The 14,897-nt window shown below is 67.1% G+C and carries 11 protein-coding genes and 1 riboswitch; of the genes, 9 read left to right on the forward strand and 2 right to left on the reverse strand.

The genetic code is table 11. The features are described 5' to 3' along the window. The first annotated feature begins 949 nt into the window (after positions 1 to 949). Complete coding sequence (locus AB0H50_RS06255) at positions 950 to 3,241, forward strand: MMPL family transporter (RefSeq protein ID WP_357447743.1); 2,292 nt, start codon at positions 950 to 952, stop codon at positions 3,239 to 3,241. Between the two features lie 99 nt (positions 3,242 to 3,340). Here the strand turns inward: AB0H50_RS06255 and AB0H50_RS06260 are convergent, their stop codons facing one another. Beyond that, positions 3,341 to 4,024: a TetR/AcrR family transcriptional regulator gene (locus tag AB0H50_RS06260; RefSeq protein WP_357447746.1), complete on the reverse strand. Its 684-nt coding sequence runs from the start codon at positions 4,022 to 4,024 to the stop codon at positions 3,341 to 3,343. A gap of 92 nt (positions 4,025 to 4,116) precedes the next feature. On the opposite strand from AB0H50_RS06260, the gene AB0H50_RS06265 reads away from it, so the two are divergent. From AB0H50_RS06265 to AB0H50_RS06290, 6 genes are all read left to right on the forward strand, one after another. Continuing rightward, complete coding sequence (locus AB0H50_RS06265; RefSeq protein WP_357447749.1) at positions 4,117 to 5,511, forward strand: lipase family protein; 1,395 nt, start codon at positions 4,117 to 4,119, stop codon at positions 5,509 to 5,511. A 95-nt stretch (positions 5,512 to 5,606) separates the two neighbouring features. Further along, positions 5,607 to 6,080 (forward strand): VOC family protein, encoded by a 474-nt coding sequence (locus AB0H50_RS06270; protein ID WP_357447752.1) that lies wholly within the window; start codon positions 5,607 to 5,609, stop codon positions 6,078 to 6,080. Positions 6,081 to 6,201: 121 nt separating this feature from the next. Continuing rightward, positions 6,202 to 6,329, forward strand: a riboswitch (TPP riboswitch). Next, positions 6,321 to 7,964, forward strand: coding sequence for a phosphomethylpyrimidine synthase ThiC (gene thiC / locus AB0H50_RS06275; RefSeq protein ID WP_357447755.1), 1,644 nt, complete (start codon positions 6,321 to 6,323; stop codon positions 7,962 to 7,964). Its footprint overlaps the riboswitch before it by 9 nt. 563 nt (positions 7,965 to 8,527) lie before the next feature. Next, positions 8,528 to 9,490 (forward strand): RNA polymerase subunit sigma-70, encoded by a 963-nt coding sequence (locus AB0H50_RS06280; RefSeq protein ID WP_357449318.1) that lies wholly within the window; start codon positions 8,528 to 8,530, stop codon positions 9,488 to 9,490. A gap of 108 nt (positions 9,491 to 9,598) precedes the next feature. Further along, entirely contained in the window at positions 9,599 to 10,009 is a 411-nt protein-coding gene (locus tag AB0H50_RS06285) for an SgcJ/EcaC family oxidoreductase (protein ID WP_357447758.1), read from the forward strand. A gap of 505 nt (positions 10,010 to 10,514) precedes the next feature. After that, positions 10,515 to 11,111, forward strand: coding sequence for a hypothetical protein (locus AB0H50_RS06290; protein ID WP_357447761.1), 597 nt, complete (start codon positions 10,515 to 10,517; stop codon positions 11,109 to 11,111). A 696-nt stretch (positions 11,112 to 11,807) separates the two neighbouring features. Here AB0H50_RS06290 and AB0H50_RS06295 read toward each other — a convergent pair. Further along, positions 11,808 to 12,362, reverse strand: a complete 555-nt coding sequence (locus AB0H50_RS06295; RefSeq protein WP_357447764.1) for a TetR/AcrR family transcriptional regulator — start codon at positions 12,360 to 12,362, stop codon at positions 11,808 to 11,810. 39 nt (positions 12,363 to 12,401) lie between these two features. On the opposite strand from AB0H50_RS06295, the gene AB0H50_RS06300 reads away from it, so the two are divergent. After that, complete coding sequence (locus AB0H50_RS06300; RefSeq protein ID WP_357447767.1) at positions 12,402 to 13,646, forward strand: KasA/KasB family beta-ketoacyl-ACP synthase; 1,245 nt, start codon at positions 12,402 to 12,404, stop codon at positions 13,644 to 13,646. Between the two features lie 455 nt (positions 13,647 to 14,101). After that, the gene (locus AB0H50_RS06305; protein ID WP_357447770.1) at positions 14,102 to 14,896 is read left to right on the forward strand and encodes a thioesterase family protein; all 795 of its coding nucleotides are present in this window, start codon (positions 14,102 to 14,104) and stop codon (positions 14,894 to 14,896) included. Position 14,897 lies beyond the last annotated feature (1 nt).

The raw sequence follows: 14,897 nt of genomic DNA on the forward strand, positions 1-14,897 counted from the left end.
CTGGATCGACGGTAGTCAAATGGTGGCTGATCGACCTCCAACAGCCACCATTTGACTACCGTCGATTCCCGGCCACCACTCGACTCCCATCGATCCGCTCCCACACCCGCCACACCGGGCAGGGGCGAACCCCCCGCCACATCAGCACCACAACCCCCCGACAACCCCACCGGTGGGCGGTCCCACACACCGTGTGCACGCCTCGCATAGGCACCGGCTATGCGAGGCGTATGGAAAGTGTGTGACCCGGAAAGTGACGTACCTCCCCCGGCCCGTCCCACAGAACGCAACCACAACCGGTCGACCCCGCCGCAACCGCAACAACATGCACCCAACAGCGGGAGGTAAGCCGGGTACGGCTCTCAACGCGCCCAGCACCGTTCGAGGCAAACCTGGGACCACCACACGTGAATAGCCTGGCGCACAACCGGAACCACGTCCCCCAACGCACCCACGACGCCCGACCGAACGAAACCACCCGACGCCACCTACCAAAAACGCAACCACAGCCGGTCGACCCCTCCAGGACCGCAACAACGCGCACCCAATGGCGGGAGGTAGACCGGGTACTCCACCCAACGCGCCCAGCACCGTACGAGGCAAACCTAGAACCACTGCACGTGAATAGCCTGGCGCACAACCGGAACCAACGTCCCCTAACGCACCCATCGCACCCGACCAGACGAAACCCACACCCACGCAACCCAGAAGAACCCCGCAGTGAAGGGCAGGCCGAACCTACGGCCCCGCATCTCCCGAGGCACCCGCCCGAGCGAACCCTGCCCACACAGCACCCGTCCAGCGACGGGACATGGCCCAATCCACAGAACGTGACGCCCCACACTTTCACCTATGGACGTGGCCAGCATCACCACTCCCGCCGATTCAGTTGGGTCGACCACCCGGTTTACCGTTCGGTGAATCACCCATCGGACGGGAGCCCGCGGCAATGTTGACCACCCTCGCTCGGTTCGCTGTCGCGCGCCCACGCGTCGTTCTCGGCCTCGCCCTGCTGCTCATGCTGTTGTGCGGCCTGTTCGGGGCGACCGCGCAGTCGCACATGAAGTCCGGCGGGTTCGTCACTCGAGATCTGGAGTCGGTCAGGGCCGCCGACTTCATCGCCGACCATTTCACCGGCGGCGACCCGAACTACATCCTGCTCATCACCGCCGAGGACGGGGTCGACAGTGCGGCGGCGAAGGCGGCCGCGCAGCGGGCGACCGACCAGCTACGCACTTATCCCGAGGTCAACGGCATCCAGTCGTACTGGTCGGCGCGGCCCGATTTGGCGCAAGCGCTGCGCGGCAGCGACGGTCGCAGTGGGATCGTCGTGGCCAGTATCGAGGGCGACGACGGTGAACTCAGCGAGCGCGCGGCGAAGATCAGCGAGACGGTGCAGACCAGCGGCGATGGCGTCACCGTCCGCGCGGGCGGGCTGGCCGCTGTCTTCGCCGACATGAACTCCCAGATCAGCGAGGACCTGATCGTTGCGGAGGCCATCGCGGTGCCGCTGACCGGGCTCTTGCTGATCCTGGTGTTCGGCAGTGTGGTCGCCGCCGCGCTGCCGATCGCGATCGGCCTGTTCGCCATCGCCGCCGCGCTGGGCATTCTGCGGGCGCTGACGGCGGTCACCGACGTCTCGATGTACGCGCTGAACATGACCACCGCGCTCGGTCTCGCGCTGGCCATCGACTACAGCCTGTTCATCGTCAGCCGATACCGGGAGGAGCTGGCCCGCGGCCTGGATTCCGGTGCGGCCGTGGTGCGCTCGATCCAGACAGCGGGCCGAACCGTGGTGTATTCGGCCTTGGTGGTCGCGCTTTCGCTGGCGGCGCTCGCGGTGTTCCCGCAGTACTTCTTCAAATCGTTCGCCTATGCGGGCATGGCGGTGGTCGCGGCGGCTGCGGGAGCCGCTGTCGTCGTCCTGCCTGCGATTCTGGTGCTGGTCGGCGAGCGAGTGAACGCACTGGACCTGCGAGTCCCGTTGCGCCGCATGCTCGGTCGGCCCGCGCCCGCGGAGCAGACTCCTGAGCGCAGCCTGTGGTACCGGTGGGTCGTCGGGGTGATGAAGCGCGCTGTGCCGGTCGCGGTGATCACGACCCTCGCACTGTTGCTGCTCGGATCCCCTTTCCTGTCCGCACATTTCGGGTACCCGGATGATCGTGCGTTGACACAGTCCGCGCCGAGCCGCCAGGTCGGCGATGCGCTGCGCAGCGACTTCTCCGCCGATCTCGGCGCGAGCACCTACGCGGTGCTGCCCGGTTTCGACGGCGGCCAAGCCGAGATCGGGGCGTACGCCGCGGCGCTGTCCAAGGTGGCCGACGTGCCCGCGGTGCTGTCGAGCGAAGGCGTCTACGTCAACGGATTGCGCGCCGCCGCGGCGCCGCCCGGAATGTCCAGCGCGGAGGGCGCTTTCCTGTCCATCGGGACCCGCCTCGATCCGTACTCGACGGAGGGCAAGGATCAGCTCGCCGAGTTCCGGGCGATCCCCGCGCCGGGCGACGTGCTCTTCGGCGGCGCCGCCGCACTGAATCAGGATTCGGTCTCCGCGATCGCGGACCGGCTCCCGCTCGCCGCCGCGCTCATCGCCGTCACCACCTTGATCCTGCTGTTCCTCTTCACCGGCAGCCTGCTGCTTCCGGTGAAAGCCCTGCTGCTCAATATTCTTTCGCTGGCCGCCACCTTCGGCGCCATGGTGTGGATATTCCAGGACGGGCATCTGTCCGGACCGCTCGGCTTCACCCCGACCGGCAAGCTCGACCTCGCGATGCCGATCCTGATGTTCAGCCTCGCGTTCGGCGCGTCGATGGACTACGAGGTGTTCCTGCTCTCCCGGATCAGGGAGGAGTGGCTGGCCGGCGAGAAGACCGCGGCGGGCAACACCCACGCCGTCGCCATGGGCGTGGCCAGGACCGGCCGGATCTTCACGGCCGCCGCGCTGTTGATGAGCATCGTCTTTCTCGCACTCGCCAGTTCCGGTGTCGCGGCCATGAAGCTGTTCGGCATCGGGTGTGCGCTGGCGGTGCTCAGCGATGCCACGGTGATTCGCGCGCTGCTCGCACCCGCGCTGATGCGGGTGATGGGGACCGCCAACTGGTGGGCGCCCAAACCCCTTGCGGCGCTGCACCGGCGCTTCGGCTTGTCCGAGGAATCGGAGGTTCCGGCGCCGCGAGGCGGCGACGTCACTTCCGGAGCCGGCGCTGAAGCTGCCGAACAGGTTCCGGCTGTAGTGCGCGAATAGCACTGAACCGCAGCCGCACAGGTTGTGGCTATAGTGCGCGATCAGTACTTCAACGCCGTGAACAAGTTGCGGTGCGTGAATAGCGGTGCGCCGCAGGGCTTACGGCTGCATGCCTCGCCCGACGTAGACCACGCCGACGAATTCGGTCAGGTCATCGATCAACGTCTGCGCGTCGTCGCGCGCGCCCCCGTCGTCGTGATGATGCAACGAATCGGCGACCAGCTCGAACATGCCGCCGATGGTGGCCAGCGCCAAGGCCAGCCGCCTGCGCTGCGCACGCTCGTCCGGCGCGGGGCCCGCCGACCATTCGCCGTCCAGGAACGCCGCCGCCCAGCGCCGGTTGTGTCGGCGCTGTTTCTCCACCGTCGGCGAAATACCGCCCGCCTCACCGAAAGTCACCTTCGCCAGGCGCGGATCGTCGGCGATCGCGTGCACGAACGCGCCGATGACCGCCGCAGCGCGCTGTGACCAGTCGCGTCCCGCCACCTCCGCCGCGACCTCGGCCACGCGTTGCTGGACCTGCGCCGTGATCTGCTCGAGCAACGCGACGTAGCAGGCTTCCTTGCTGTCGAAGTGGTCGTAGAACCCCTTCGTGCCGACGTAGGCGCGCTGGCAGATCTGTTCGATCGACGTGCCCGAAAAGCTCTGTTCGGCAAACAGTTCGGTGGCGGCCTCCAGCAGTTGACTGCGTCGCTGCGCGCTGCGCTGCTCGGCATCGAGGCCGCGGATCCGCCGTCGGGGTGGAGCCGGGTCGGGCCGCGCGGCGGATTTGCTGCGGGTCATGTCACGACCATAGCGGCAGTCCTTTCAGAAAGAAGTCTTGTTGGCAACTGGAACTCATGCTGTAATCGCTGAACCGACGAGGAGGGACCGACGTGTCAGTGATCGAAGGCGATTCGGCCGGAAGAAGCTCCGCGTTCGCGCGCGTTGTCGTCGCCGCGGCGATCGTCGCGTTGGCCGTCGCGCTCGCGGGCGGAGCATCACCCGTTCCAGCGGCGGCGATGCCTCTGCCGCAACATGATTCGTTCTACGAGCCACCACGGGACTTCGCCGACGCCGAGCCGGGGACAATCCTCCGCTCGCGCGAGGTGCGGCTCGCCGTGCTCACGCTGCTGCCGCTGAACGTGCGGTCCTGGCAGTTGCTGTATCGCACGACCGACCTGTTCGACGAACCGGCGGTCGCGGTCACCACCGTGGTGCTGCCCGCGGGCGCAGACCCGAACCGCTCCCGCCCGCTGGTGTCGCTGCAGTTCTACTACGACAGCGCAAGCCCGTCCTGCGCACCGTCGTACGTGCTGCGGCAGGGTGCGGGACTGCCCGGCGTCGAGGGCATCCACTCCAACAGCGAGCTGATCGCGCTGGCCGCGCTGATCAGCCAGGGCTGGGCCGTGTCGATCCCGGACTACGAAGGCCCGGAAGGCCATCTCGCCGTCGCCAAGGAACCCGGGTACATGACCCTCGACGGAATCAGGGCCGCACAACGATTCGAGCCGCTGGGCTTGGACGGTGCGAATACGCCGGTGGCCCTGTGGGGTTATTCCGGTGGCGGGATGGCCTCCGGGTGGGCCGCCGAAATGCAGCCGAGCTACGCGCCGGAACTGAACCTTCGCGGCGCCGCGCTGGGGGCGCCTGCCTCGGATGTCGAATCGTTGCTGCACGTCAACGGATCCATGTTCGCGAGCTTGATCGGCATCGGGATCGCGTCGCTGTCCAACGCCTATCCGCGCTTCCACGAGGTGACCTACCGGCACCTCACGCCCGAGGGACGTGCGCTGCTGGACCGAACCAACGCGCAGTGCCTCCCGCGCAACGCGCTCAGCCAAATGTTCGTGGATTACCAACGGCTGCTGACGATTCCGATCGCCGAGTACCTGGCGCTGCCGGAGATCCGCGAGGTGTTCGACGCGACCGTGCTCGGCGGCAACGCCCCGACCACACCGATCCACCTGTACCAAGGCGTCTTCGACGAAGCGGTGCCGGTGTGGACCAACGACCGCCTGGCCCAGCAGTATTGCGCGGCGGGCGCCTCCGTCGTGTACAAGCGCGACCACCTCAGCGAGCACCTGACGTTGCCCTCGCTCGGCATGGCCGACACCTTCGATTGGCTGAAGGGCAGGCTGGCGCCGAACGCGCCGGAACAGGTCGGCTGCCGGACCGAGAACGTGGTGTCCATGCTCGCCGACGTCGACGCGCTGCTGACTCAGCTCGAGATCAATCTGAACGCAGGCCTCGGCGCACTCGGGTTCCCGATCGGCCCCAGCGAACGCTGACCGCGGCCGCACATTTTCCCTCCGGATGGTGCGATGAATTCGGCCGAGCTGGGAAGTCTGCACAGGCGAGGACCGACCCACGTCAGGAGATGGCCATGCAGAAGATCGTCACGAATCTCTGGTACGACACCCAGGCCGAGGAGGCGGCGGAGTTCTACTGTTCGCTCTTCCCGGACTCCAAGATCACCGACATCCAGTACTACGGCGAGGCGGGACCGCGCGAGGCCGGGCTCGCCATGGTCGTCGACTTCGAACTGAACGGTCAGAAGTTCACCGCCATCAACGGCGGCGGCGAGTACCACTACACGCACGCCATGTCGCTGCTGGTCAACTGCGAAAGCCAGGTGGAGGTCGACCGCCTGTGGCTCGCGCTGCTCGCCGACGGCGGCCAGGAGATCGAGTGCGGCTGGCTCAACGACAAGTACGGCATCCCATGGCAGATCTGGCCGGTACAGGCCAACGAGCTGATGAAGGGCGATCCCGCGGCGGTCGCGCGCGCGACCAAGGCCATGCTCGGCATGAAGAAGATCGACGTCCAGGCCATGCGGGACGCCTACGAGGGGGCCTGACCGCCGCATTTCACTTCGCCGAATCCCGCGCCGTGAGTCGCTGGCCTGCGCGACCGCGCGCGGGTTCAGGTCATCGCCGGGCGTGTCCGCTCGGCGGGCGGGTATGGTCGGGCGGGAAATTTCACATCGCCAACGGGGGCTCGCACCAGCGGGCTGAGAGGACGGCTAGCCCGAAAAGGGCGGCGAGGGCCGTCGACCGTATGAACCTGACCGGGTAATGCCGGCGTAGGGAGGAGAAGCATGGCCACCGCCAACGGAGCCGCCGCGCCCGTCGACACCGTGACCACCGGTCCCATCGAGGGCAGCGTCAAGCACTACCAGGAAGTCGACGACCTGCGCATTCCGGTGCGGCGGGTCAATCTGACGACCGGCGAGCACTTCGACGTCTACGACACCTCGGGCCCGTACACCGACGACAACGCGACCATCGACCTGGAAGCCGGTCTGCCCAAGCTGCGCGACACCTGGGCCAAGCCGCAGGTGGACGGCCCGCCCACCCAGCTGGCCTGGGCGCGGCAGGGGATCATCACCCCGGAGATGCGGTTCATCGCCGCCCGCGAGGGCGTCGAGCCCGAGCTGGTGCGCGACGAGGTCGCGGCCGGGCGCGCGGTCATCCCGGCCAACCACAAGCACCCGGAGCTGGAGCCGACGATCATCGGCAAGAAGTTCCTGGTGAAGATCAACGCCAACATCGGCAACTCCGCGGTGTCCTCCTCCATCGCCGAGGAGGTGGAGAAGATGGTGTGGGCCACCCGGTGGGGCGCGGACACCATCATGGACCTGTCCACCGGCAAGAACATCCACGAGACCCGCGAGTGGATCCTGCGCAACTCCCCCGTCCCGGTCGGCACCGTGCCGATCTACCAGGCGCTGGAGAAGGTGAACGGCGATCCGACCCAGCTCACCTGGGAGATCTACCGCGACACCGTCATCGAGCAGGCCGAGCAGGGCGTGGACTACATGACCGTGCACGCCGGCGTGCTGCTGCGCTACATCCCGTTGACCGCCAAGCGGGTCACCGGCATCGTCTCGCGCGGCGGCTCCATCATGGCCGCGTGGTGTCTCGCCCACCACCGGGAGTCGTTCCTGTACACGCACTTCGAGGAACTCTGCGAGATCCTGGCGAAGTACGACGTGACCTTCTCCCTCGGCGACGGCCTGCGTCCCGGCTCCATCGCGGACGCCAACGACGCGGCCCAGTTCGCCGAGCTGCGCACCCTCGGCGAGTTGACGAAGATCGCGAAATCCCATGGCGTGCAGGTGATGATCGAAGGCCCCGGGCATGTGCCGATGCACAAGATCGTGGAGAACGTGCGGCTCGAGGAGGAGCTGTGCGAGGAGGCGCCGTTCTACACCCTCGGCCCGCTCGCCACCGACATCGCGCCCGCCTACGACCACATCACCTCGGCCATCGGCGCCGCGATCATCGCCCAGGCGGGCACGGCCATGCTCTGCTACGTCACCCCGAAGGAGCACCTCGGCCTGCCCAACCGCGACGACGTCAAGGTCGGCGTGATCAGCTACAAGATCGCCGCGCACGCCGCCGACCTCGCCAAGGGCCATCCGCACGCTCAGCGGCGCGACGACGAATTGTCCAAGGCCCGTTTCGAATTCCGCTGGCGCGACCAGTTCGCCCTCTCGCTCGACCCCGACACCGCGCGGGAGTACCACGACGAGACCCTGCCCGCGGAACCCGCCAAGACCGCCCACTTCTGCTCCATGTGCGGCCCGAAGTTCTGCTCCATGCGCATCTCCGCCGACGTGCGCGAGTACGCGGAGAAGAACAACCTCACCGACGTGGAGGCCATCGAAGCAGGCATGGCGGAGAAGTCCGCCGAGTTCGCGGATTCGGGGAAGCAAGTTTACCTGCCGGTGGTTTCGTAGGTTTTCTGGTTTGCGCCCGTCCCGGTCTGTGTGATCGGGGCGGGCGTTTGCCGTTGCAGGGGTCCTCGGTGGAGGCGGTTTCGTCCGGTTGGCCGTTGTAGGACAGGGATTCCGGGGTGAACGTGCTCAATCACGCTCGGCTTCTGGGGTTCTTCTGGGGTGCGTGGGTGTGGATTTCGTCTGGTCGGGCCCCTGTGGGTGCGTTGGGGGACGTGGTTCCGGTTGTGCGCCAGGCTATTCACGTGCAGTGATCCCAGGTTTGCCTCGAACGGTGATGGGCGCGTTGAGAGCCGTACCCGGCCTACCTCCCGCTGTTGGGTGCATGTTGTTGCGGTTGCGGCGGGGTCGACCGGTTGTGGTTGCGTTCTGTGGGTCGGGTCGGGGGAGGTGCGTCACTTTCCGGGTCACTGGTAGATGCGTGATCTGCGGCAAAAGCGGACGTTCTCGGAGGGTTAGCAGTGGCCTGGCCGTTGAACGACCTGCGCGGTGGGTCGATCCGTCCATAGCGGATGATCACTGCAGTCGCCGGTATGGTGCTGCGGCGGCAGTGGAGATGAGGCGTGATGACGAGGGAAGAGGGCTTCGATCGTCGGATCGAACCGTTCCGGACGGAGCTGCTGGCGTACTGCTACCGGATGCTGGGCTCGGCGCACGACGCAGAGGACCTGGTCCAGGACACGTATCTGAGGGCGTGGCGCGCGCGGGATCAGTACGACGCTACGCGCAGCTCACTGCGCACCTGGCTCTACCGGATCGCGACCAACGCCTGTCTGACCGCGCTGCAGGGTCGCGGCGGCCGACCGCTGCCTTCGGGACTGGTCGCCGCGGCGGCTCCGCTCGGGCCGCTCGTCCGTGGAGAGCACGCAGCCTGGCTGCAGCCCTTACCGGATTCGTTGCTGGACACCGGCGATCCGGTCGGGACCGTGATCGACCACAGCAGCCTGCGCTTGGCATTCGCCTCCGCCCTGCAGCACCTGTCGGCGCGGCAGCGCGGTGCGCTGATCCTGCGTGAGGTGCTCAGCTTCTCCGCGGCCGAGACGGCGGAAATCCTCGATACCACCGTCGTATCGGTGAACAGCTCCCTGCAGCGGGCGCGCACCCGCCTGAAGGAGATCGGGGTCGGGCTGGAACGAGTCAGCGAACCGTCCACGGCTGAGCAGCGCGCCTGGGTCGAGCGCTATATGGCGGCGTTCGTGCAAGCCGACATCGAGGGCCTCAAGCGTCTGCTCACCGAGGACGTCATCATGGAGATGCCGCCGATGTTCAACTGGTTTTCCGGCCGCAGCAACTACGGCCTGTTCATGGAATGGGTCTTCGAGATGGCCGGGAAGGACTGGCTTCTCGAGCGGGTCGCCGCCAATGGCGGCCAACCCGGATTCGCCGCCTATCAGCGCGTCGATGGCCGCTACGAACTGCACACGCTCCAGATCTTCACAGTCACCGCCGAGGGCATCAGCCGGAACTCGGTGTTCCAGGATCCCGCGATTTTCGCGGCTTTCGGCCTGGCGGCCCGACTCGACGCTTAGCCCCCGAGACTTTTTCAGCGGGCGCGATGAGTTCGGACGCCGCCGCCGGTATGTATTCCCGAGGTCGCCGGAACACTCCCGGCGGTCCGATCAACAAGGGAGACTCCGATGTCGAACAATCGTGCCGCCGACGAGGCCGCAATCCAGGCAGTGCTGGCTGATTCCTACAAGGCGTGGGAGGCGGGCGACGCCGACGCCATGGTCGCCAACTACACCGCGGACGCGACCGCCATCATGACCGGCTCGCTCCGAGACAGCCGAGAGGTGATCCGCCAGAACATGGCACTGGCCTTCGAGGGGCCGCTCGCGGGCAGCTCGACCTACAACAAGCAGCTCAGCATCCGTTTCGTCGGTAAGGATGCCGCGATCGTCATCAGCGAATCCGCCATCCTGTTCGCCGGCGAGACCGAAGTTCCCGCCGAGGAGCGCAAGGTGAACGCGACCTGGGTCTTCGAGAAGCGCGACGGCCAATGGCTGATCGCCGCCTATCACAACAGCCCGGTACTGGCGCCTGCGTGAGCCGCGGCGTGAACTAGCCACCTCGCTGAACGGACGGCCCTCATCCGCCAAGGCGATGAGGGCCGTCCGTCGCGGTCATGCCCGCCGCGCAACTGCGGAACATTCGCACGCAATTCAGCATGTGCGGGCGTCCGGCCGGGGTGCGTTTGCCAGCTCAGAACGCCCGGGTCGCGGCATTATCGTGCGTTCACTCGGGCCGACCGGGGTGGCGTTGGCTGCCGAAACGTGAGGGGCAGCGGCCGGGCTGTGGCGCAAGACCCGCTTCTGTCGTTCGAGATTCCGGGAGCCGTAGCGGCCAAGTGCTCGCGCTCGGTGGGCCAGCCCTAGTGGCTCACGTGTGGAACTGAAAAGCCTTCAGGCACAAGCCGGTTCCGTAGTGTTCGCGTCGAAGAATATGACATAGGGGTGCCGTAGCATTCGCCGAGAATCGGGCGGATATGGCGCCCAACGAGATGTAGAAAGCCACAACATGGGGAAAGGGCCACGAACCGATGGGAACTGGAGCGTGAGTGAGGGTCGGCCCGCCGCCATGGCGGGCCTCGGAGAGGTGCTGTCGTGCATCGGGCCGACCTGTGGGGACACTATCGACTGGATTGCGGTGGAGCGGATCTACGGAACCTCTTTGCCGACCGACTATCGGGCCTTCGTCGCAGCCTTCGGCAGCGGCATGATCGAGCAGATGGTCGCCATCTTCATCCCTGTTGTCTCTGCGGCCGAGCCACGGATGCTCAAGGTCTCGAGGCTCTCGGAGGCAGCGCTCACGGCCGATGAGGTGAACCAGTGGGCTCTCGCCGACCGGGGCCGGTATCGGTTGGAGGACCTGCTCATCTGGGGCGGAACAGCCGCAGCCGACACACTGTGCTGGATCACGACGGATCCGGACCCGGACCGATGGCCGGTCGCGGTGTACTCGCGCGGGGACCTCGAGTGGTCGGTGTACCCGTGCGGTATGGCCGAGTTCCTACTCGAGCTCCTGCGCAACGAGTGGCAGCGGTGGCCGATCAGCGACGACTCGCTCCAGGACGCGGTGGACCCGCGCTTCCTGCACGACAAGGACGAGGCAGCCTCATACGAGGCGGGGCTCGATCCCTGGGAGTACTGATCCCGACAACCTGCTCAATCACGCACGGAGAACTTCGTCTGGTAGCGGCTCGCAAACCCAAACGCACATCGGCATGAGCGCGCGTCCGGTCGGTTTGCTGGCTATGCGCCCGGGTGCGCCAACTGGCCGCCTGCGGGGACGCAGAACTGGCCGTCCGTGGGGAATCTCGACTGGCCGCTGACACTACCGTCGATCCAGCGCAACCACCATTTCCCTATCGACGGGAGAGAAATGGTGGTCGCGGGGTTGACACGGGAAGGGCTTTCATTTCGATACCGCGTCTCTAGAGGCAACCACAGCCGGTCGACCGGGCTGGAAGTCCGGCTTGCGCTCTCGACAGCGGGAGGTAAGCCGGGTACCCCACCCAACGCGCCCAGCACCGTTCGAGGAAAACATGGGTAGGTGTACCCACTACGAACGGTGAACCCCGGGAACCGTCAACCAACCGCATGCGCCGAACGAAACCGAGCCGAGCTCCAAACCAAACGCTGAGTGAGCACACCACTACAAAGGTGAACGCTGGGCACCGCCGACCACACGCACGCCGCACAAAACCAGCCCGGCTCGAGCGAAAACCGAGCAGGCGCACCACCACGAACGGTGAGCACTGGGCACCATCGACCAAACGCATGCGCCGAACAAGAAGAGCCGAGCTCAAGCCGAAACCCTTTGCAGGCGTAGGTTATTGATGATCTCCTACCGCACAGTGCTGTCGATAAGCCGCCGTGCAGCCTTGTCGGTTCGGCCGACATCTCCGGTAATGATCCGATCCTGAAGTATCCCCCGCAACCCCGAAACCAGCAGAGTCGCAACAACGTCCGCATCATCCACACCCAACCCCCGCAGTCCGTCGGCGAGCGTGGCGACGAAGGTGGCGATGGCGTCGGTGGCGTAGGCGGCGTACGGCCCGTCGGACGCGCACGCCGCGCCGAGCACTTGGAGCATCACCTTGACGCTCGTCGCACCCGCGCCGGTGGTGTTGGCGCGCCAGAAATCCCACAGGCGGGCGCGCAGGGCGGGGGCGTCGGTGATGTCGGCGAACAGGGCTCTGATGTTCGGGCGCTGGGTGGCGAGGGCTTGGACCAGCAGCTCTTCCTTGGTGTCGAAGTAGTAGATGAGCATGCGCGAGCTGGTGCCGAGTTCGGCGGCGAGCGGGCGCAGCGAGAGTTCGGCGAGGCCGTGCGCGGCGATGTAGTCGACGACGCCGGAGAGGAGCTCGGCGCGTTTGGCGTGGTCGAGTGGGCGGGCCATGGGTTGACTGTAGCGAGTGCTACAGGTATTCATAACTCCGTGACTGTAACACTCGCTTCAGAAACTACGGATTCCGTCGTCGTCACCGCCTACGCGGCCACCACTTCGCTCGCCGACGACATGGATACGACCTGGTCGGAGCTGTTGCGAGGACAGACGGGCATCGGCGTGCTCGACGACGACTTCGTCGCCGAATACGACCTGCCGGTCCGCATCGGCGGCAAGCTGAAGGCGCATCCGTCCGCGCAGCTGAGCAGGATCGAGCAGCGCAGGCACTCGTATGTCGAGCAGCTGGCGCTGATCCTCGGCAGGCGGGTATGGCAGGCGGCGGGCGCGCCGGAGGTCGAGGGCGAGCGACTGGCGGTGGCCATCGGCACCGGCCTCGGCGGCGGCGACGCGCTGATCGACGCCGTCGACGCCCTGCGCGCGGGCGGCTACCGGAAGGTGTCGCCCATGTCGGTGCCGATGGTGATGCCGAACGGTCCGGCCGCCACGGTCGGTCTCGAAATCGGTGCCAAGGCAGGCGTTTTCGCCCCCGTCTCGGCGTGCTCCTCGGGCTCGGAGGCTATCGCGCACGCGTGGCGGCTGATCCGATCCGGCGAGGCCGACGTGGTGGTCACCGGCGGCGTCGAGGGCCACATCCACGCCGTGCCGATCGCGAGCTTCGCCATGATGCGCGCCATGAGCATCCGCAACGAGGAACCCGAACGCGCCTCGCGCCCCTTTGACCGGGATCGCGACGGCTTCGTCTTCGGTGAGGCGGGCGCGCTCATGGTGCTCGAATCCGAACGGCACGCCAGGGCGCGCGGCGCCGAGATCCACGCCCGCGTGCTCGGCGCTGGCATCACCTCCGACGCTTTCCACATCGTCGCCTCCGACCCGGAGGGCATCGGCGCGGCCCGTGCGATGCGCAAGGCCATCGAGACGGCCGGGCTGAACACTTCCGACATCGCCCACGTCAACGCGCACGCCACCTCGACTCCGATCGGCGACGCGTCGGAAGCCAACGCCATCGCCGCCGTCACCCCGCACGCCTCGATCTACGCACCGAAATCCGCGCTCGGGCATTCCATCGGCGCGGTCGGCGCCCTCGAATCCATCCTGACCGTGCTCACCCTGCGCGACCAGATCGTCCCGCCCACCCTCAACCTCGACAACCAGGCCCCCGACATCGATCTCGACATCGTCGCGGGCGCGCCCAGACGGCAGCGGATCGACTACGCGGTGAACAACTCCTTCGGCTTCGGCGGCCACAATGTCGCGCTGACCTTCGGCCGGGCCTGAGCACAGACAGTCGATGTCCAACTACACCGAGCGACCCCGGCGTCCGACCGTAGCCGCCGTAGACCGACCCGCAACTCGGGGCTTCCGACCGCGCATCCGCCCAGGCTATCGCGTGCAGGGATGAGCCCAGGAGGTGATACGCAGTCGCCGCGATGCCGAAGTGCTCCCGGCGTATACGGGGATGAGCCCGGTCGACAAGTCGTCGACTACCAGGCCGACGGGTGCTCCCCGCGCATGCAGGCATTACGGCTCGATCCCCTGAGCCCACGACTGCGGTGGGCGCGGCTGGCCTGCCCATCGAGCGTGGCAGAATCGTTAACCGGACGAACTATTCGACGACCGGCAGCGGCGCCGGCCCGAAGGACGGACGACGACGTGAGCAAGCGTCAGCGAGCGAACCACCGACACGGCGTGCTATCGCGCACGACGCAACCGAGCGTCAGCGAGGCACAGTCGTGAGCGAAGCCTTCTACCTCCCGGATGCGGACGACCCGGCGCGGTTCATCTCCACCGAACTCACGCGCGGGCCGTGGTCGCCGGACGCGCAGCACGCGGGCCCGCCGTCGGCGCTGCTCGGGCACGTTATCGAGCGCTGCGAGCCGCGCGCAGGATTCCAGGTCGGGCGGGTCGCGGTGGAGATCCTGGGGCCGGTGCCGCTGGAACCGCTGTTCGCCGAGGCCCGCGTCACCCGGCCGGGGCGCAGCGTGGAGTTGCTGGAGGCGACGCTGTCCACCGAGCGCGGTCCGGTGATGAAGGCCAATGCGTGGCGGTTCAAGCTGGCCGAACCCGAACTATCGCTGCCCGAGGAAATCCAGCCGACGGGCATGCGTCCAGGTCCGGAGCACGCGCCCGCTCCCACTCCCTTCCCCGCCGCGCACGACGTCGGCTTCCACACCGCCATCGAATACCGTTTCGTCACAGGCGCTTTCGGCGAGCCCGGGCCTGCGATCTGCTGGATTCGGCTGAAGTATCCGATCGTCGCCGGCACCACCCCGAGTCCGCTGGAACGGACGCTGGCCGCGGCCGATTCGGGCAACGGTGTGAGCGCGGTGCTCGACTGGTCGCGCTACCTGTTCATCAACACCGATCTCACCGTCACCCTGCACCGCCAGCCGGTGGGCGAATGGGTCTGCCTCGACGCGGTCACCTACCCGCAGCCGCACGGCATCGGCCTGGCCGAATCGGCGCTGTTCGACGAGAAGGGCCCGCTCGGGCGCAGCACCCAGACGCTCTACCTCGGCACTCGCTGAG

This window comes from Nocardia sp. NPDC050793, from assembly GCF_040654065.1.
Lineage (GTDB): Bacteria > Actinomycetota > Actinomycetes > Mycobacteriales > Mycobacteriaceae > Nocardia.